Here is a 16257-nt window from a genome sequence, read left to right as displayed (position 1 = left end):
CTCCAGTGCGCTGGCAGGTGCAGGGTGTAGGCGAAGAAGTCGAGTTTGCGCGCGGCAACCACCTTGGGGTCCAGCTGCCGCAGGGTGCCGGCGCAGGCGTTGCGGGGGTTGGCGAAGAGGGCCTCGCCGCGGGCCTGACGCTCGCTGTTGATGGCCGCAAAGGTGCCATCGGGGATCAGGGCTTCGCCGCGTACCTCCAGCCAGGCCGGCGGGTTCTCCAGCTGCAACCGCAGCGGAACTGAGGCGATCGTGCGGACGTTGGCGGTGATCTCCTCCCCTTGCTCGCCGTCGCCGCGGGTGGCGGCCCGCACCAGCACCCCGTTCTCGTAGCTGAGGGCCAGGGCATTGCCGTCGATCTTCAGCTCACCGACCATCGGCAGGGCGGTGCCGGCCTCGCGATCGAGCACCTTGAGTAGACGGCCGTACCAGGCTTCGAGCTCATCGGTGTTGAAGGCGTTGTCGAGGCTGAGCAGGCCGATGCGGTGGCGCACGCTGCTGAAGCCCGCCGCCGGCGCTCCCCCGACGCGCTGGGTTGGGCTATCGGCGCTGATCAGGCTGGCGTCGGCGTTCTCCAGGTCCAGGAGTTCGCGATAGAGCCGGTCGTAGACAGGGTCCTCCATCACGGGGGCATCGAGGACGTAGTACGCGTGCGCGGCTCGGTTGAGCAGGTCACGCAGTTCGCTGGCGCGTGCCTGGGTCCCGCTGGTGGTGCTGCTCACGGCAGGGCGTGATCAGGCAGCGGCCATCTTTTGGATGCGATCGACCTTCCAGTCGTCCTCGACTTTCACGAAGGTGAAGTCCAGGGGCAGCTCGGCGTTGTCTTCGGCCTTGAGCTTCACGGTCAGGGTGATCTGGTCTTCTTGGATCCGGGGACGGCCGGACTTTAGGTTGCGGTACTTGTTCAGCTGCAGGCCGGCCAGGAAGCGAATGAACTGCTGCCGGTTCACGTGGGAGCGGTAGTTCTTAGTGGTCAGCAGGTAGGCGGCGTCGATCCGGCCGGAGGCCACCTGGGTGAAGAACTGCTTGATGACCGGATTGATCCCCCGGGCATTCAGCACCAGCTTCACGGCGCTGATGGTCCAGTAGAGGAGGAGGGCCCCGGCGCCAGCCAACAGGGCTTTGGTGCCGATCTGAGAGATCAGGGCCGTATTGAGGTCCATCGCGCCCGGGACAGTTGTATGCGGCCCACGAGTCTGACTGACGGCCCCGTCAGAATGCGCCGCAGCCGTCCAGCTCCTCCGGCGTGCCCCTTGCACCGCTGCTGCCGCTGTATCACCGCCTGAACCGCGAGCACTTCGACGGTTCCCTGGCCAGCGCCGATGGCACCAGCCTGGTGAGCGTGCGCTGGAGTGACGGGCGGATGCGCCGCAGTGCCGGTCTCTACCGCTACGGGCCCGGCGTCAGTGAGATCGTTCTCTCGCGCCCCTTGCTGGAGCCGCTGCCGCTGGAGGCCTGCCTCAGCACGCTCTGCCACGAAATGATCCACGCCTGGATCCATCGGGTGGTCCGCGCCGATGAGGTCCATGGACCCGAGTTCCGGGCGCGGATGGCGGCGATCAACGGGGCCCAGCAGGAGTTCCAGGTCAGCGTGCGCCATAGCTTTCCGGTGCCGGCGCAACCGGCGAAGTGGCTGGCCCGCTGCCCCGGTTGCGGCCTGCAGTCCCCCTACCGCCGCCGCCGTCAGGGGGTGGCCTGCCGTCAATGCTGCGACCGTTTTGAAGGCGGCCGTTGGAGCGCCCGTTTCCAGCTGGTCTTCGAGCGCTCCGCCGCCTAAGTTCCGCCCATGGCCACGGTTCTTTGGGTTTGGCAACTCAGCGGCGTCTCGATCGCCCTGCTGGGTCTCGGGCGTGAGCGCTGGTTGCGTGCCCGCCGCCTGGGGCGGGGGTAGGCCTCACTAGCCTGATTGGATGCGCGACTCCTACGACGACTGGTCCCCTGATCGACCGGAGCGCCCGGCCTACCGCCGCGGGGAGCGAGGCCTGGACCAACGGATGGACCAGTGGGTGTCAGCCGGCCGCCAGCTGGTGGACGGTGTCTCCGGCGCTCGTCCAGGTGGTCGCCGCGCCTCCTCGGGCCTTCGCCTGGATCAGGTCGGACGTTGGGTAGAGGACAAGATCGACTGGCTTCTGGAAGATGACGACGGCTGGCGGGAGTCCTGGGAGGAGCCTTCGGCGCCCCAGAGCCGTCGCCAACCCTTAGATGCGATCTCCCGCCGAGGTCGATCTGCTCGCCCCGCAGTGGCCCCCGCGCCCGTGCGCGCTGAGGCTCAGCCGCAACCCAGTGCCCCTGCCTCGTCCCAAGAACCCGTCGACCCCGACGCTTGGCCAGAAGACGAGAGCTTCACGCTGACCCGCTGGAAGCGGGAGGCCAGCCCACGGATCTCAGATCGCAGCGTGGAGGTGGTTGATCCTCAGCCGTTCGATGCGGGTCTGGGTAGGTCGCTGCCCCGCTCAACCCGGCGCCGGGTGCGCTGAACCTGGTGCTTGGAGCGCCGGGTGCCGGCTTTCCGTTCCTGCACTTGGAAGGGGCAGCCCTGCTGGCGCAGTTGGGCGTTCACCGGCGCGATCAAATCGCGGGGAACGTCCTCGGCCATTTGCTCGACGCTGGTGCTGATGGAGGCGCAGCCGTCCGACAGCAGTTCCAAAAGAGAGGCCCACTGCTCGACAAGGGACGGCTGGGGAGGGCTGGTGCTGGTGTGGGGCCGTCTGCGAGAGCGGCTCCTGAAGGGAATCACGGTCATGACCATCCGATGCGTTAGGTCAATCATCCCGCCAGCACACCAGCCCGCAACCTGTCAATCCTTTTTTCGTTCAAGTCGTAACACTTGTTAGAAAGTGTTATGGGGTTTTGTGTTCGGCAGGGCCCAGCCAGCGCTCCAGCAGTGGTGAGAACACCTCACGGATCACGGTGAGTTCCCGGCCTCCGCGAAAGAAGCGGTAATGGCGGCTCCAGTAGGGGCCTGGGATCCCAAACCCCTCTTCCAGAGATGGTGCCTGGACCCGGGCCAGGCCATCGACCTCGCGATAGAGCTCGGCGCGGTTGGCGGTGAGGCTGGTCCAGATCGGCTGGTTGCGGGCCTGGAGGTGTTGTTCGGCTTGCTCTTGGTTCCACCAGCTCTCAGCCCAGGCCAGGGTGAGGGGGCCGCAGTGCAGCCAGACCTGCCTGCGCACCAGCGGTGGCTCGAGCTCTTCCACCTCCAGGGGGGCTTCGCTGGCCACCTGCTGATCGGCCTGCATGGCGATCACCTCCACCTGGACGGGTTGTCCCGTTAGGGATTGCAGGTGGCGGGTGGGGCTGCCATCCCCCAGCAGCAGCAGGCGCCAAGGACCGCTGAGTTGGGGGCCGCCGCTGACGGCATCGACGCAGAGGCCCGCGGCCACGGCCTCAGGCGCGGCTTGCCAGAGGGGCTGGGGCGAGGGCCAGAGCTCAGTGGCTTGATCCGGACTGCTCAGGGGCTTGGCTTTAAAAACCTGACCCGATGCTGACGCGCCGGCGCACGCCACTGCGTTCGATCACGGCCCCATCGCTCTGAATGGAGACCAGCCGCCAGCCGCTGCTGCCGATCTGCTCTCCGATCAGGGCGTTGCTTGAGCTCTTGCCCTCTTGAAAAATGGCCGACCCGCGTTGGCCCGGGATCTGGACGACACCCACCAGTTCCGGCAAGGCTTCTGCTGGGGCCGCTGACTCGCTTGGGAGGGCAGGAAGAGGCGGGAGCTGCGTGATCCAGGCTTCCTCTGGCGGCGGTGGCGGCAGGACCTCGCTGGTGGCGGGTTCCTCGTTTGGGGTGAGGTTGCGCAGGTCGCTGAGCAGGCGGGCGTTGCGCTCGATCTGGAGTTGCCGTTGCGCGCTACTCCAGCCCTGATAGAGGCCAAGGCCGGAGCCCAGGGCGCAGAGAATCAGGCCGGCCAAGAGCCACTGCCTGGACTGCAGGCGCAGGATTGAGCTGGTCCTGTTGGCTTCGGTCGACGTTGTCTCGCGAACGTCGACCTCAATGGCGTCGTTGAGCTCGGCCTGCTGTGGAGACGCCGGTTGAAAGACCCGATCCATCACCTGCTCGGCCTTGAGCTCCCAGTAGGCCTTGGAGGTGTTGATGGAGCGGATCGGGCCCACGCGGCATAGCGCTGTGAGTGAACCCTATCGGCTTTGCGGAGTGCTGACGAGGGTGTTGTTGCGGCGACTGTCTAATTCCAACCAGAGCATCAGAGCCGTCACATCGGCATGGCTGACTCCAGGAATCCGCGAGGCCTGCCCCAGGTTGCTGGGTTCGATGGCGCTGAGTTTCTCGCGGGCCTCCCGCGAGAGGGTGCCGATCTGTTCGTAATCGATTCCCTCGGGGATCCGTCGCTCGGCTTGCTTTTTCAGTTGATCGATTTGCTGCTGCTGCCGGGCCAGGTAGCCGCTGTATTTGATGTCGATCTCAGCCCCCTCACGCACGTCTAAGGGGAGCTCGGCTTCGGCGAGGCCATGGCGCACCAGATCGCCACTGTGGAATCCCGGACGGCGCAGGAGGTCCGCCAGGGTGATCGATCCTTTGATCGCCGCCTTGGTCTCCTCAGCCACGGCAGGCGCAACCGGGTCGCTGACCTTGAGTCGCACGCTTTCGAGCCGCTGTTTTTCCGCCTCGATCGCCTCCTGTTTGCGCTGGTAGATCTCCCAGCGACGGTCGTCGATCAAGCCCAGCTCGCGCCCGAGGGGTGTCAGCCGGCGGTCGGCGTTGTCTCCGCGCAGCACCAGGCGGTATTCACTGCGGCTGGTCAGTACCCGGTAGGGCTCCCGCAGATCCTTGGTGATCAGGTCATCGATCATCGTGCCGATGTAGCTCCCCTCCCGGGGGAAGTGAACCGGCTCCTGCTGCCGCAGTTGACGCACGGCATTGAGTCCAGCCACCAGGCCCTGGGCTGCCGCTTCCTCGTAGCCGGTGGTTCCGTTGAGTTGGCCGGCGCTGAAGAGTCCCTTGACCCGTTTGGTCTCCAGGGAGGGTTTCAGCTGGGTGGCAGGCAGGTAGTCGTAATCAACGGCGTAGGCCGGCCGCAGCATCACGCACTGCTCCAGCCCGGGCAGGGTGCGCAGCAGTTCCAACTGCAGCCGCTCCGGCAGTCCCGTAGAGAAGCCCTGCACGTAGATCTCCGGGGTGTCTCGGCCTTCGGGCTCCAGGAAGATCTGGTGGCTGTCTTTGCCTGCAAAGCGCACGATCTTGTCTTCGATCGAGGGGCAGTAGCGCGGCCCTTTGCTGTCGATCACCCCGCCATAGATCGGCGTGAGGTGGAGGTTGTCTTTGATCAGTTGGTGCGTGGCCGCGGTGGTGCGGGTGATGTGACAGCTCATTTGCTCCCCGCTGACCCAGCTGGTGGGATCAAAGGAGAAGAAGCGATCGGCGGCGTCGCTGGGTTGCTCCTCCAGTTGATCGAGGGCGATGCTGCGGCGATCCACCCGTGCCGGCGTGCCGGTCTTGAGGCGGTCGGTCTGGAAGCCCAGCTCCTGAAGGGCTTCGGTTAGGCCCTCGGCCGCCTGCTCGCCAGCCCGGCCCGCTGACATCGATTGATGGCCGACCCAGATCTGCCCGCCAAGGAAGGTGCCGGCGGTGAGGATCACGGCCCCGGCGCTGTAGGTGCTGCCGAAGTAGGTCCGCACGCCTTGGATGGCGGCGTCCTCGACCACGAGTCCGGTGACCATGGCCTCGCGTAGGGCCAGGTTGGGGGTGTGCTGCAGCAGCTGCAGCATCTGACGGGAGTACTGGCGTTTGTCGGTTTGGGCGCGCAGGGCCCAGACCGCGGGGCCGCGGCTGGCGTTCAGGACCCGTTTCTGCAGGGCGGTGGCATCAGCCAGCCGGCCAATCACGCCGCCGAGGGCGTCGACCTCATGGACGAGCTGGCTTTTGGCGGGACCGCCGACGGCCGGATTACAGGGCTGCCAGGCAATCCGATCGAGGTTCAGCGAAAAGAGTGCGGTGCTGCAGCCCAAACGCGCGGCGGTGATCGCCGCTTCGCAGCCGGCATGACCGCCGCCCACGACGATCACGTCGAAGTGCTCGATTTGGGCGAAGTCAGCGGACACCATGTTTCGACGCTACGGCGCCGCCAGGTTGCGGAAGCGGGTGAACTGCGGCTCAAACAGCAGCTTGACCGTGCCCACCGGCCCGTTGCGGTGCTTGGTCACGATGATCTCGGTAATGCCGCGATCGGGGGTGTCGGGGTTGTAGTACTCGTCCCGGTAGATCATCAGCACCAGGTCGGCGTCCTGCTCGATCGAGCCCGATTCCCGCAGGTCGCTGAGCATCGGCCGCTTGTTGGTCCGTGATTCCACGCCACGGCTGAGCTGGGAGAGGGCGATCACCGGCACGTTCAGCTCCCGGGCCATTTGTTTGAGGCCACGAGTGATCCGCGAGAGCTCCTGGACCCGGTTATCGGATCCGCTTCCTTCCATCAGTTGCAGGTAGTCGATGATCACGACCCCGAGCTCCTTGCCGCTCTCGGCCATCAGCCGGCGGCAGAGGGATCGCATCTCCAGCACGCCGGCATTCGGCTTGTCGTCGATGTAGATCGGCATCTGCCCCAGGGTGCTGATGCCCTGGCCCAGCAGGGGCCATTCCTCCGGCTGCAGCCGACCGGTGCGTAGCCGACCGCTTTCGATGCCCACCTCCATCGCCAGCAGTCGATAGGTGAGCTGCTCCTTGCTCATCTCCAGGGAGAAGACGCAGACCGGCAGGTTGTGGAGCTGGGCCACGTTCTTGGCCAGGTTCAGCGTGATCGCCGTTTTGCCCATGGCTGGGCGGCCGGCCACGATGATCAGGTCGCTGCGCTGCAGCCCCTGGGTCATGGCATCGAGGTCGTAGAAGTTGACCGGGATGCCGGCCACGGCCGTCCCCAGGGAGCGGCTTTCGATCTCGTTAAAGGTGGCCGTCAGGATTTCCGCCGTTGGGGTGAGGCCAACGCTGGGCTTCTCCTGGCTGATGGCAAAGATCTTTTGCTCGGCCTCATCCAGCACCTGCTCCATGGGCTTGCCCTGGTCGAAGCCCAGCTGAATCACCTCGTTGCCGGAGCGGATCAGCTGACGGCGCAGGAACTTGTCCATCACCAGGCGTGCCACCTGGTCGATGGAGGCGGTCGAGAGGGTGCGCTCCACCAGCTCCACCAGCCGGCCGCTGCCACCCACCTTCTCCAGGGCTCCGGTGTCCGCCAGCCAGGCGGTCATCGCCGTGAGGTCCGTGGGCTTGCCCTGGCCATGGAGCATCAGGGCGGTGCGATAGATCTCCCTGTGGGCGGAGAGATAGAAGGCCTCCGGTTGCAGCACATCGGCGACGCGGCCGATGGCATCGGGGTCCAGCAGGATCCCGCCCAGCACGGCTTCCTCGGCCTCGAGGTTTTGGGGGGGCACGCCATCGGGCATCGCCTCGAAGCGTTCGTCCTCCCGCGGTCTGCCCCGGGGCGCCGCGCGACCGCCGCCGCCCTCATCGGCGTCGCTTTGGCTCAGGGGAACGCTCACCATTGCTTTGGCCGGGGCTTCAACGAAAAAGCCGCCAGTCCCGTTGGGGCCTGACGGCGAAGGGGTTGCTCATTGTGGCGGGAACCGATCGGTTCGCCCAGACCACGCTGAACGGTTCTTAGTGGCTGACCACTTCGAGGTTGATCTCGGCGGTGACGGCGCTGTGGAGCTTGACCTGCACCTTGTAGGTGCCGGTGCGGTGGATTTCGGGGACGATGATGTCGCGGCGGTCCACTTCCTTCTTGGTGGCGGCCTCGATGGCCTCGGCCACGTCGGCGTTGGTCACGGTGCCGAACAGCACGTCATCGCCACCGGTCTGCTTCTTGACGGTGAAGCGGCCGATGGTGTCGAGGGCGGTGCGGAAGTCCAGGGCTTCCTGCTTGAGGGCAGCCTGACGCTCAGCTTCCTTGGCGCGGCGGTGCTCCACCTGCTTCAGGACCGCGGGGGTCAGGGGAACAGCCTTGCCTTGGGGCAGGAGGAAGTTGCGGGCATAACCGGGGGCAACGTCCACCAGGTCACCGTTCTTGCCCAGGCTCAGGACGTCCTCGCTGAGGACTACGGATACACGCTTAGCCATGGGGATGCAGTCGAACGATCATCGAATTTGGCGATTGATTCAGACTACGCCACCACTTGCGGCCTGTGCTAGCAGCGGCCTAGGCAGGCGCACCTGGGTGGCGAGTCCCAGCCGTTGCAGCAGCCGGATGTGCATCCAGGTGAGGTCCGGTTCGCGCCAGCCCCAGCCGTGGCGCGCTGAGTGGGGGTAGGCGTGGTGGGTGTTGTGCCAGCCCTCGCCGAAGGTCAGGGCAGCGACCCAGGGGTTGTTGCGGGAGCCGTCGCCGCTGTCGTGACGGATGTAGCCCCAGCGGTGGGTTGCGGAGTTCACCAGCCAGGTGCAGTGGTAGACGACCACCAGGCGGAGGGGAATGCCCCAGAGCACCAGGGCCCAGCCGCCGGCGCCGCTGACCATGCCAATCCAGAAGAGCAGTCCCGCCAGGGGCAGCTGCAGCACCAGAAACCAGCGGTTGAGCCAGCGGTAGTAGGGATCCTTGGCCAGGTCACCCGTGAATTGCGGCACGGCCCGCTCAGCGGGGATATCCCGGAACATCCAGCCCATGTGGCTCCACCAGAAGCCCTGGTGGCTGTTGTGGTGATCTGAATCCGTATCCGAAAACTTGTGGTGGTGGCGGTGCAGGCCCACCCAGTCAATGGGGCCGTGCTGGCAGCTCAGGGCGCCGCAGGTGGCGAAGAAGCGCTCCAGCCAGTGGGGCAGCCGCAGAGCCCGGTGGGAGAGCAGTCGGTGGTAGCCGATGGTGACCCCCAGGCAGGCCGTGACCCAATAGAGGATGGCCAGGGTGCTGGCGGCTTCCCAGCTCCAGAAGCGTGGCAGGAGGGCGACGAGGCCCAGGCCATGCAGGGCGGCCATGAATCCGATCACTCCCCAGTTGCGGGGGAGCTGGTTGATGGGCGCTTGGGCGTGGTTGGCCCAGACGCTGCTGCGGCTGATGGTGGCAGTCATCTCCCTCCTCTCGATACGGACGCGATGTTCTCGCTAAAATGGTAGCAGTACGGATCCGTATCGGGTGAATTATCGGGACGAACTCGAAGCAGGCCGTGACGCGTTTGGGCATCTGATCAAGGTGTGGCACGAGCGGAACGGCTGGAGCCAAAGGGTTTTGCCCGCCCTGGCGGAGCGCCTGGAGCTCGGCCGTGTCCACAATTCCCAGCTCTCCAACCTGCGTAACCGCAAGTTGACCTCCCCGGGACCGGAGCTGTTTGTGGCCCTGGGCCGGATCAACGAATTGCTGGCGGCCCAGGGCCCGGCTGGACTCTCGCCAGAACTCGAGCAGCAGATCAGCGATCAGCCGGAGTTGCTCGCGGCCCTGCAGTCCTCGGCGCTGCCCCTGTTGAGTGATTCCGATGAGGCCTTGGGTCCAGCCCAGCTCTTCGAGATCTTTGTCGGCCTGCGCCAGCCGCCGGGGGCCTTTGACCTGCGCATTGATGTCGCCGAGGCGGCGGGCTTGAGTGCCGCCTTGGCGGAGCTGCTGACCGCTGGTCGTCCCTGGCGGCTGTGCAGAGATCAATTGATCGCGGCCTACCCCGGGGAGAAGCGACAGAGACGGGAGCGCTTCGCTGAAGTGATGGCCGGCCAGCGGGAATACAGCGCCGAGGAGTTGGATGCCGAGCTGGCGGACCTGCGCCGGACCCTGGCGGTGCTGGGGGCCGCGGATGAGCAGGAGCTCAGCGCCGATCAATTTTTGGATCTCCTACGCCAAAAAGCCCGACTGCTGGAGCAGCCGGGCCAGGGGGAGGAGGAGTCCGATCTGGCGGAGGCGATCCGCCGTCAGTTGCAGGCTTAGCCGCTGTAGCGGGCTTCGCGCACCCGCTTCGCCCAGCCCAGCTTGCGCAGCAGCTTGATGTGCTGCCAGGTGATGTCGAACTCGAACCAGCGCAGGCCATGACGGGCGCTGGAGGGGTGAGCGTGGTGGTTGTTGTGCCAGCCCTCGCCAAAGCTCAGGATCGCCACCCACCAGCAGTTGCGGGAGAGATCCGGGCAGTCGAAGTTGCGATAGCCGAAGGCGTGGGTGGCGGAATTCACCAGCCAGGTCACGTGGTAGACGATCACCAGGCGCAGGGGAATCGCCCAGAGCACCAGACCGAGGCCGCCGCCATGGACTTGGGCCGCTTCGCCGTACCAATACAGGGCTGCACCCAGGGGGATCTGGAGCAGGAGGAACCAGCGATCCAGCCAGCGGTAGAGCGGATCCTGGAGCATGTCGCCGGTGAAGCGGTGGATCTCCTTGATCGCTGGGATCTCATGGAGCATCCAGTCGCTGTGGGCCCACCACAGGCCGCGGGCGGCGTCGTGGTGGTCGTTGGGTTGGTCGGAGAACTTGTGGTGGTGGCGGTGGAGGCCGACCCACTCGATCGGACCGCTCTGGCAGGCCAGCGTGCCCATGACCACCAGCACCCGCTCCACCCATTTCGGAGCAACAAAGCTGCGGTGGGCCACCAGGCGGTGCAGGCCCAGGGTGACGCCGATGACCGTGGTCCAGTACAGGACTGCGAGCACGGCAACGCCTTGCCAGCTCCAGTACTGGGGCAGCAGCGCAAAGACAGCACCAACGTGGATCGCCAGCATGAAGCCGGTGGTCCCTGACTTGTATTTCCTCTGACTACGGGGAAGTTGTGCACGGGGCACCACCAGTGCGGCGCGCATCCGAGCCTCTTGGGCGGCGGTATACCCATTGGATCCGCTGGCTTGGTCCGACCCCTCGCGCTGAGAAGGGTGGGCCGCCGCAGCGGTGTCGGGGGCTTGGACCAAGATGAACTCCTTGAAGGGGCGCAGGCGTCGGGTCGCTGTGGTGCTCCAGCAAGGGAGCCTGCGCACCAATGGCCTGGGATGTCAGTCGGCTGTAGCCAAGACATCAGTTTGAAAAATCTAGACGGCTGGCCCACCGTCACGCGGGAGCAGCATGGGTTCACCTGTGGATGGCCATGACCTCTACTCACCAGGCCTGGGCTGCTGATCAGTTGGCCGTTGCCCTGGAGCGCACGGCGCCGGTGGCCCAGGAGCGTCGGGCGGGCATCAAGCCCCGGTTGCAGCGTGTGCTCGACGCCTTTGCGGCGGAGCGATTGGGGGTGCACCATTTCGCCTCCGTCAGTGGCTACGGCCATGGGGACCTGGGCAGGGAGGTGCTCGACCGGGTCTTTGCCCGGGTGCTGCAGGCCGAGGCCGCCGCGGTGCGCCTGCAATTTGTGAGCGGCACCCATGCCATCGCCGCTGCCCTCTATGGGGTGTTGCGGCCCGGTGATCGGCTCTTGGCCCTGACGGGGCGTCCCTACGACACCTTGGAAGAGGTGATCGGCATCCGGGGCGAGGGGCAGGGGTCCCTGGCGGAGTTCGGGGTGGCCTACGACGAGCTGGATCTCCTCCCCGATGGGAGCGTCGATGAGGCGGGAATCGCTGGGGCACTGGCTGTGCCCACCCGCATGGTCCTGATCCAGCGCAGCTGCGGCTACAGCTGGCGCCCGTCCTTGACCGTGGCGCAGATCGCTCGCTTGGTGGAGCGGGTCAAGGCGGTTCAGCCCGGCTGCCTGGTGTTCATCGACAACTGCTACGGCGAGCTCGTTGAGCTGCAGGAGCCCACCGCCGTCGGAGCGGACCTGATGGCGGGCTCCTTGATCAAGAACCTCGGCGGCACGATTGCCCCGACGGGCGGCTACGTCGCCGGGCGCGAGGAGCTGGTGGAGCAGGCCTGCTGCCGGCTGACCGCCCCGGGTATCGGTAGTGAAGGGGGAACAGGCTTTGACCTGCATCGCCTCCTCTTCCAAGGACTGTTTTTGGCGCCGCAGATGGTGACCGAGGCGCTGCTCTGCGCTGAGTTGACCGCAGCGGTGTTTGACGGCTTGGGCTACGCGGTCAAGCCCCTGGTGGGAGGGGTGCGCAGCGATGTGATTCAGGCGGTGCGCCTGGGGTCCCCCGAACCGCTGAAGGCCGTCTGCCGCGCTTTTCAGACCTGTTCCCCCGTGGGCTCCTACCTCGATCCGATCCCAGCACCGATGCCTGGCTACGCCAGTGAGTTGGTGATGGCGGGCGGGACCTTTATCGATGGCAGCACCAGTGAGTTCTCCGCCGATGGCCCCCTGCGGGAGCCCTACGTCCTCTATGCCCAGGGCGGCACCACCCAGGCCCATGCGGAGCTCGCCTTGGAGCGGGCCCTGCTGGCGTTAGCTGAATCCCATTACAAGGGTGGCCCTGGGAACAGCCGCGCCTCGGCAAATTCGACAGACTGATATCCACTTTCGCTGCGGCGCGGCCCATGGGTCTGCACTATCCCGATGACTGCCGCTATTCCGACAGCCACGAGTACGTGAAGTCCGAAGGGGAGCTGGTGCGCGTCGGCATCAGCGCCTTTGCGGTCGATCAGCTAGGCGACATCGTCTTTGTGGAGTTGCCCGAGGTGGGGGACAGCCTCAGCCAGGGCTCCAGCTTTGGTTCGGTGGAGTCGGTGAAGGCCGTGGAGGACATGCTCTCCCCGATCGATGGCACCGTGGAGGCCCGCAATGAGGCGGTCCTGGCGAGCCCCGAGGAGCTGCAGAACGACCCCTATGGCGAGGGTTGGTTGCTGTTGGTGCGTCCGAGCGCTCCGGCCCAGATCGAGGCTCTGATGGATGCCGCGAGCTACGGCGCCAAGGTCGACGGTCACTGATGGAGTTGAGCGCCTTCGTTCAGCGCCACATCGGGCCCACGCCCGCTGAGCAGCAGTCGATGCTGCGGGATCTCGGCCTGCCTGACATGGAGGCCTTGGTGCGCCAGGTGGTCCCCGAGCCGATTCGTCTGGAGCCTGCCCAGGCCCTGGAGGGTTTGCCGGCGGGTTGCCAGGAGTCCCAGGCCCTAGCCGAACTGCAGCAGATTGCCGCGGCGAACGAGGTCCGCCGTTCCCTGATTGGCCTGGGGTACTACGGCTGCATCACCCCGGCACTGATTCAGCGCCATGTCTTTGAAAACCCCGCCTGGTACACCGCTTACACCCCCTACCAAGCGGAAATCAGCCAGGGGCGCCTCGAGGCACTGCTCAATTTCCAGACCCTGATCAGCGAGCTCACCGGCTTGCCGATCGCCAACGCGTCGTTGCTGGATGAGGCCACGGCGGCTGCGGAGGCCATGGCCCTGAGCCTGGGGGCTTGCCGCAACCGCAAGGCGCGCCGATTCCTGGTGGATGAGGCGGTCTTCCCGCAGACCTGGGCGGTCCTGGAGACCCGGGCGGAACCGCTGGAGCTCGAACTGGAGCGGGTCAATCCCCAGGAACTCCTGGAGCGGCCCGAGGCGTTCAGCGACGCCTTTGGTCTGTTGCTGCAGCTGCCGGGGACCTCGGGAGCGCTCTGGCACCCGGGTGAAGTGATCGCCGCTGCCCGGGCCGCAGGCGTGATCGTGACGGCGGCTGTGGATCCCTTGGCCCAGGTGCTGATGGCACCGGTGGCCGAGCTCGGTGTGGAGATTGCAGTCGGAAGCACCCAGCGCTTGGGCATTCCCTTGGGCTTTGGCGGCCCCCATGCGGCGTTCTTTGCCACGACTCCTACCCACCAGCGCAAGATTCCAGGCCGTTTGGTCGGTCAATCGGTCGATGCCGAGGGGCATCCGGCGTTGCGCCTGGCGCTGCAGACCCGTGAGCAGCACATCCGCCGCGACAAGGCCACCAGCAACATCTGCACCGCCCAGGTTCTGTTGGCGGTGATGGCCAGCTTCTACGCGGTGCACCACGGCCCCGATGGCCTGACGGCGATCGCCCGGCGTCTGGTGCTGCTGCGGGAACTCTTGCGGCGTGGCCTCGAAGCCCTGGGCTATCCCCCCGAGGCGGCCCCGGGCCTCGACACCCTGCGGGTGCACTGCCCGGATGCGGCGGACGTGATCGCGCGGGCGGCGGCGGCGGGCTTCAACCTGCGGCCTGAGGCCGACGGGTTTGCCATCAGCCTCGATGAGCTGAGCGACCTCGAGGAGCTGCAGCGCCTGCTCTCCGCCCTGGCGGCCCTGCCGCAACGGGCCCCGGATCTGGCCCAACTCGAGCACGCCCTGTTGCAGGAGAGCCAGGGACAACCGATTGAGGAGCGCCTCTGGGGAACCCTGGTGCCCCGTCGCTCGCGCCCATGGCTGCAGCAGCCGGTCTTCCATCGCTACCGCAGCGAGACGGAGTTGCTCCGCTACATCCAGCGGCTCGTCTCCAAGGACTTCTCCTTGGTCCACGGGATGATCCCGCTGGGGAGCTGCACGATGAAGCTCAATGCAGCTGCAGAGCTGCTGCCGGTCAGCTGGCCAGGGTTTGCGGGTCTGCATCCCTTCGCGCCGGCGCACCAGAGCGCGGGCTATCGCCGTTTGGTGGCGGACCTCGAGCATTGGTTGTCGGCGATCACGGGCTTCGCCGGGGTGTCCCTGCAGCCCAACGCCGGCTCACAAGGGGAATACGCCGGCCTACTGGTGATTCGCGCCTATCACCGCAGCCGCGGCGACCAGCAGCGCCGGATCTGCCTGATCCCCACCAGTGCCCATGGGACGAACCCCGCCAGCGCCGTCATGGCTGGTTTGACGGTGGTGGCCGTGGCCTGCGACGACCAGGGGAACATCGACCGGGCGGATCTGCAGGCCAAGGTCGAAACCCACAAGGACGAGCTGGCGGCCCTGATGGTCACCTACCCCTCCACTCACGGCGTCTTTGAGGAGGGCATCCGTGAGATCTGCGCCTTGGTGCATCAGCACGGCGGACAGGTGTATCTCGATGGCGCCAACCTCAATGCCCAGGTGGGCCTGGCGAAGCCCGGGATTTATGGAGCGGATGTCTGCCACCTGAACCTCCACAAGACCTTCTGCATCCCCCACGGCGGCGGCGGTCCGGGGGTGGGGCCGATCGCTGTGGCCTCCCACCTGTTGCCCTTCCTGCCGGGCCATCCGTCTGCGGAGGCCTGTGGGGGTGATCAGGCCATCGGACCGGTGAGTGCAGCCCCCTGGGGCAGCGCCAGCATTCTTCCGATCAGCTGGATGTACATCCGGATGATGGGCGGCGCGGGCCTGCGCCAGGCCAGTGCCGTCTCCCTCCTGGCCGCCAATTGGTTGGCACATCAACTGGAGGATCACTTCCCGGTGCTTTATCGCGGCCAATCCGGAAGGGTCGCCCATGAATGCATCTTTGATTTGCGGCCGCTCAAGCGCAGTGCCGGATTGGAGGTTGATGATCTCGCCAAGCGCCTGATGGACTACGGCTTCCATGCCCCGACGGTCAGTTGGCCGGTGGCGGGAACGGTGATGGTGGAGCCCACCGAAAGCGAGGGTTTGGCGGAGCTGCAGCGCTTCTGTGATGCGATGGCCGCCATCCGTGCAGAGGCTGCAGCGATTGAGTCTGGGGCGATCGATCCTGAGAACAATCCCCTTAAACGTGCGCCGCATACGTTGTCAGCGGTGACGGCGGATGTTTGGGATCGTCCCTATAGCCGTCAGCAGGCGGCCTACCCCCAGGGAGAGGCGCAGCAGCAGGGCAAGCTTTGGCCGGCGGTGGCTCGCATTGATAACGCCTTCGGTGATCGCAACCTGGTCTGCACCTGCCCATCGGTTGAGGAAATGGCCGTTTCCACCTCAACAGCAGCTTGATTAGGGTTTAAATTGTTTGGCAAAGGGAAAAGTGCAGAATTTCTTTCTGCATCGTCCCTTGATTTCCTCTCAAAATCTGCTGCAACTGCAGTCATCGCTGTAGTCCAGGGGGCCCATGAGCGACGAGACCAAAACAACGACCCTCGAAGATCAGCCGGCAGTGAAGTTGCCTTCTCTGCAGGGCAGCCTCCATCAAGCAGCCGTGACCGGTCAGACCCTGCGGGTCGAGGGCACCAACGTTGTGCGGGTTCCCTTTGGCGTTCGCCGCCCGCGCCGCACGCGTCCTGCTCGCCCTGAGCATTGGGCCACCGTGGTGCTGCCGTTCCAGGCTGGCGGCTCTACCCCGCCCCCGCCGCAGGCCGCCTAACTCGGGTTCTGGTCAAGGCGCCAGTCGATCAGCGCCTTGACGTCTTCCACTGAGCTGGCTGGGGCCCGGAAGGGCAGCAGCTTCATGGGGCTGCGTTCGGGCCTGACCATCCAAGAGAGATCCTTCTGGGGGATCAGTACGAAGCCGCGATAGCGAACAATCCAGCGCTGAGAAGTCGGACTGGCCTTGGGCAGAGCTCCCATCCAGCGGCAGTGGCATCAGATCTTCATTTCAGCCCTTGTCTGGCTGAGCCCCCCTGAATTCAGCT

Annotated in this window: 17 protein-coding genes and 1 pseudogene; 7 read left to right on the top strand and 11 right to left on the bottom strand. The window is 65.9% G+C overall.

Annotated elements, in window-relative coordinates:
• A pseudogene (locus CB0205_RS0101800) lies at positions 1-719 on the bottom strand (NAD-dependent DNA ligase LigA); the annotation flags it as partial.
• 12 nt (positions 720-731) lie between these two features.
• Entirely contained in the window at positions 732-1160 is a 429-nt protein-coding gene (locus CB0205_RS0101795) for a membrane protein (RefSeq protein ID WP_010313615.1), read from the bottom strand.
• Between the two features lie 83 nt (positions 1161-1243).
• On the opposite strand from CB0205_RS0101795, the gene CB0205_RS0101790 reads away from it, so the two are divergent.
• Both CB0205_RS0101790 and CB0205_RS15165 read left to right on the top strand, forming a co-directional pair.
• Positions 1244-1774 (top strand): SprT family zinc-dependent metalloprotease, encoded by a 531-nt coding sequence (locus CB0205_RS0101790; RefSeq protein WP_010313613.1) that lies wholly within the window; start codon positions 1244-1246, stop codon positions 1772-1774.
• A gap of 133 nt (positions 1775-1907) precedes the next feature.
• Positions 1908-2474: a hypothetical protein gene (locus tag CB0205_RS15165; RefSeq protein ID WP_156797737.1), complete on the top strand. Its 567-nt coding sequence runs from the start codon at positions 1908-1910 to the stop codon at positions 2472-2474.
• Here the strand turns inward: CB0205_RS15165 and CB0205_RS14110 are convergent.
• The 7 genes from CB0205_RS14110 to CB0205_RS0101745 all read right to left on the bottom strand — a co-directional run bounded on the left by CB0205_RS14110 (position 2411) and on the right by CB0205_RS0101745 (position 9001).
• Positions 2411-2767, bottom strand: a complete 357-nt coding sequence (locus tag CB0205_RS14110; protein WP_156797735.1) for a hypothetical protein — start codon at positions 2765-2767, stop codon at positions 2411-2413. The two genes, CB0205_RS15165 and CB0205_RS14110, sit on opposite strands and share 64 nt — an antisense overlap.
• 70 nt (positions 2768-2837) lie before the next feature.
• Positions 2838-3452, bottom strand: a complete 615-nt coding sequence (locus CB0205_RS0101770) for a chorismate lyase (RefSeq protein WP_050778408.1) — start codon at positions 3450-3452, stop codon at positions 2838-2840.
• A 10-nt stretch (positions 3453-3462) separates the two neighbouring features.
• The gene (locus CB0205_RS0101765) at positions 3463-4110 is read right to left on the bottom strand and encodes a DNA polymerase III beta subunit (RefSeq protein WP_010313603.1); all 648 of its coding nucleotides are present in this window, start codon (positions 4108-4110) and stop codon (positions 3463-3465) included.
• A gap of 24 nt (positions 4111-4134) precedes the next feature.
• The gene (gene mnmG / locus CB0205_RS0101760) at positions 4135-6057 is read right to left on the bottom strand and encodes a tRNA uridine-5-carboxymethylaminomethyl(34) synthesis enzyme MnmG (RefSeq protein WP_010313600.1); all 1923 of its coding nucleotides are present in this window, start codon (positions 6055-6057) and stop codon (positions 4135-4137) included.
• A gap of 9 nt (positions 6058-6066) precedes the next feature.
• Positions 6067-7485: a replicative DNA helicase gene (gene dnaB / locus CB0205_RS0101755; RefSeq protein ID WP_010313598.1), complete on the bottom strand. Its 1419-nt coding sequence runs from the start codon at positions 7483-7485 to the stop codon at positions 6067-6069.
• A 115-nt stretch (positions 7486-7600) separates the two neighbouring features.
• Positions 7601-8059, bottom strand: a complete 459-nt coding sequence (gene rplI / locus CB0205_RS0101750; protein WP_010313595.1) for a 50S ribosomal protein L9 — start codon at positions 8057-8059, stop codon at positions 7601-7603.
• Positions 8060-8098: 39 nt separating this feature from the next.
• Positions 8099-9001 carry a fatty acid desaturase gene (locus tag CB0205_RS0101745; RefSeq protein WP_010313594.1) on the bottom strand — a complete coding sequence of 301 codons (903 nt, stop codon included), beginning with the start codon at positions 8999-9001 and terminating at the stop codon, positions 8099-8101.
• A 64-nt stretch (positions 9002-9065) separates the two neighbouring features.
• Between CB0205_RS0101745 and CB0205_RS0101740 the strand changes: the two genes are divergently transcribed.
• On the top strand, positions 9066-9842 hold the full coding sequence (locus CB0205_RS0101740) for a hypothetical protein (protein ID WP_010313592.1): 777 nt from the start codon (positions 9066-9068) through the stop codon (positions 9840-9842).
• Here CB0205_RS0101740 and CB0205_RS0101735 read toward each other — a convergent pair.
• A complete protein-coding gene (locus tag CB0205_RS0101735) occupies positions 9839-10702 on the bottom strand; it encodes a fatty acid desaturase (protein ID WP_050778407.1) in 864 nt (287 codons plus the stop codon). The genes CB0205_RS0101740 and CB0205_RS0101735 overlap by 4 nt on opposite strands.
• A gap of 272 nt (positions 10703-10974) precedes the next feature.
• Here CB0205_RS0101735 and CB0205_RS0101730 point away from each other — a divergent pair, with 272 nt between their 5' ends.
• The 4 genes from CB0205_RS0101730 (at position 10975) to CB0205_RS0101715 (ending at position 15989) form a co-directional block, all read left to right on the top strand.
• On the top strand, positions 10975-12279 hold the full coding sequence (locus CB0205_RS0101730; protein ID WP_010313588.1) for a methionine gamma-lyase family protein: 1305 nt from the start codon (positions 10975-10977) through the stop codon (positions 12277-12279).
• 26 nt (positions 12280-12305) lie between these two features.
• Positions 12306-12695: a glycine cleavage system protein GcvH gene (gene gcvH / locus CB0205_RS0101725; RefSeq protein ID WP_010313585.1), complete on the top strand. Its 390-nt coding sequence runs from the start codon at positions 12306-12308 to the stop codon at positions 12693-12695.
• Positions 12695-15622, top strand: a complete 2928-nt coding sequence (gene gcvP / locus CB0205_RS0101720; protein ID WP_010313583.1) for an aminomethyl-transferring glycine dehydrogenase — start codon at positions 12695-12697, stop codon at positions 15620-15622. The genes gcvH and gcvP overlap by 1 nt, the downstream gene beginning before the upstream one ends.
• A 115-nt stretch (positions 15623-15737) precedes the next feature.
• Complete coding sequence (locus CB0205_RS0101715; protein WP_010313581.1) at positions 15738-15989, top strand: hypothetical protein; 252 nt, start codon at positions 15738-15740, stop codon at positions 15987-15989.
• Here the strand turns inward: CB0205_RS0101715 and CB0205_RS0101710 are convergent.
• Positions 15986-16192: a hypothetical protein gene (locus CB0205_RS0101710; protein WP_010313579.1), complete on the bottom strand. Its 207-nt coding sequence runs from the start codon at positions 16190-16192 to the stop codon at positions 15986-15988. The two genes, CB0205_RS0101715 and CB0205_RS0101710, sit on opposite strands and share 4 nt — an antisense overlap.
• Positions 16193-16257 lie beyond the last annotated feature (65 nt).

This window comes from Synechococcus sp. CB0205 (assembly GCF_000179255.1).
Taxonomy (GTDB): Bacteria; Cyanobacteriota; Cyanobacteriia; order PCC-6307; family Cyanobiaceae; genus Vulcanococcus.
Note: the sequence above shows the minus strand (reverse complement) of the source record. Positions and strands in the feature narration are given on the sequence as shown.

Coding starts and splice junctions, on each gene's coding strand:
- mnmG (WP_010313600.1), bottom strand. CDS start 6,057: ATGGTGTCCGCTGACTTCGCCCAAATCGAGCACTTCGACGTGATCGTC.
- dnaB (WP_010313598.1), bottom strand. CDS start 7,485: ATGGTGAGCGTTCCCCTGAGCCAAAGCGACGCCGATGAGGGCGGCGGC.
- CB0205_RS15165 (WP_156797737.1), top strand. CDS start 1,908: ATGCGCGACTCCTACGACGACTGGTCCCCTGATCGACCGGAGCGCCCG.
- gcvP (WP_010313583.1), top strand. CDS start 12,695: ATGGAGTTGAGCGCCTTCGTTCAGCGCCACATCGGGCCCACGCCCGCT.
- CB0205_RS0101735 (WP_050778407.1), bottom strand. CDS start 10,702: ATGCGCGCCGCACTGGTGGTGCCCCGTGCACAACTTCCCCGTAGTCAG.
- CB0205_RS0101730 (WP_010313588.1), top strand. CDS start 10,975: ATGGCCATGACCTCTACTCACCAGGCCTGGGCTGCTGATCAGTTGGCC.
- CB0205_RS0101715 (WP_010313581.1), top strand. CDS start 15,738: ATGAGCGACGAGACCAAAACAACGACCCTCGAAGATCAGCCGGCAGTG.
- gcvH (WP_010313585.1), top strand. CDS start 12,306: ATGGGTCTGCACTATCCCGATGACTGCCGCTATTCCGACAGCCACGAG.
- CB0205_RS0101795 (WP_010313615.1), bottom strand. CDS start 1,160: ATGGACCTCAATACGGCCCTGATCTCTCAGATCGGCACCAAAGCCCTG.
- CB0205_RS14110 (WP_156797735.1), bottom strand. CDS start 2,767: ATGATTGACCTAACGCATCGGATGGTCATGACCGTGATTCCCTTCAGG.
- rplI (WP_010313595.1), bottom strand. CDS start 8,059: ATGGCTAAGCGTGTATCCGTAGTCCTCAGCGAGGACGTCCTGAGCCTG.
- CB0205_RS0101710 (WP_010313579.1), bottom strand. CDS start 16,192: ATGGGAGCTCTGCCCAAGGCCAGTCCGACTTCTCAGCGCTGGATTGTT.
- CB0205_RS0101745 (WP_010313594.1), bottom strand. CDS start 9,001: ATGACTGCCACCATCAGCCGCAGCAGCGTCTGGGCCAACCACGCCCAA.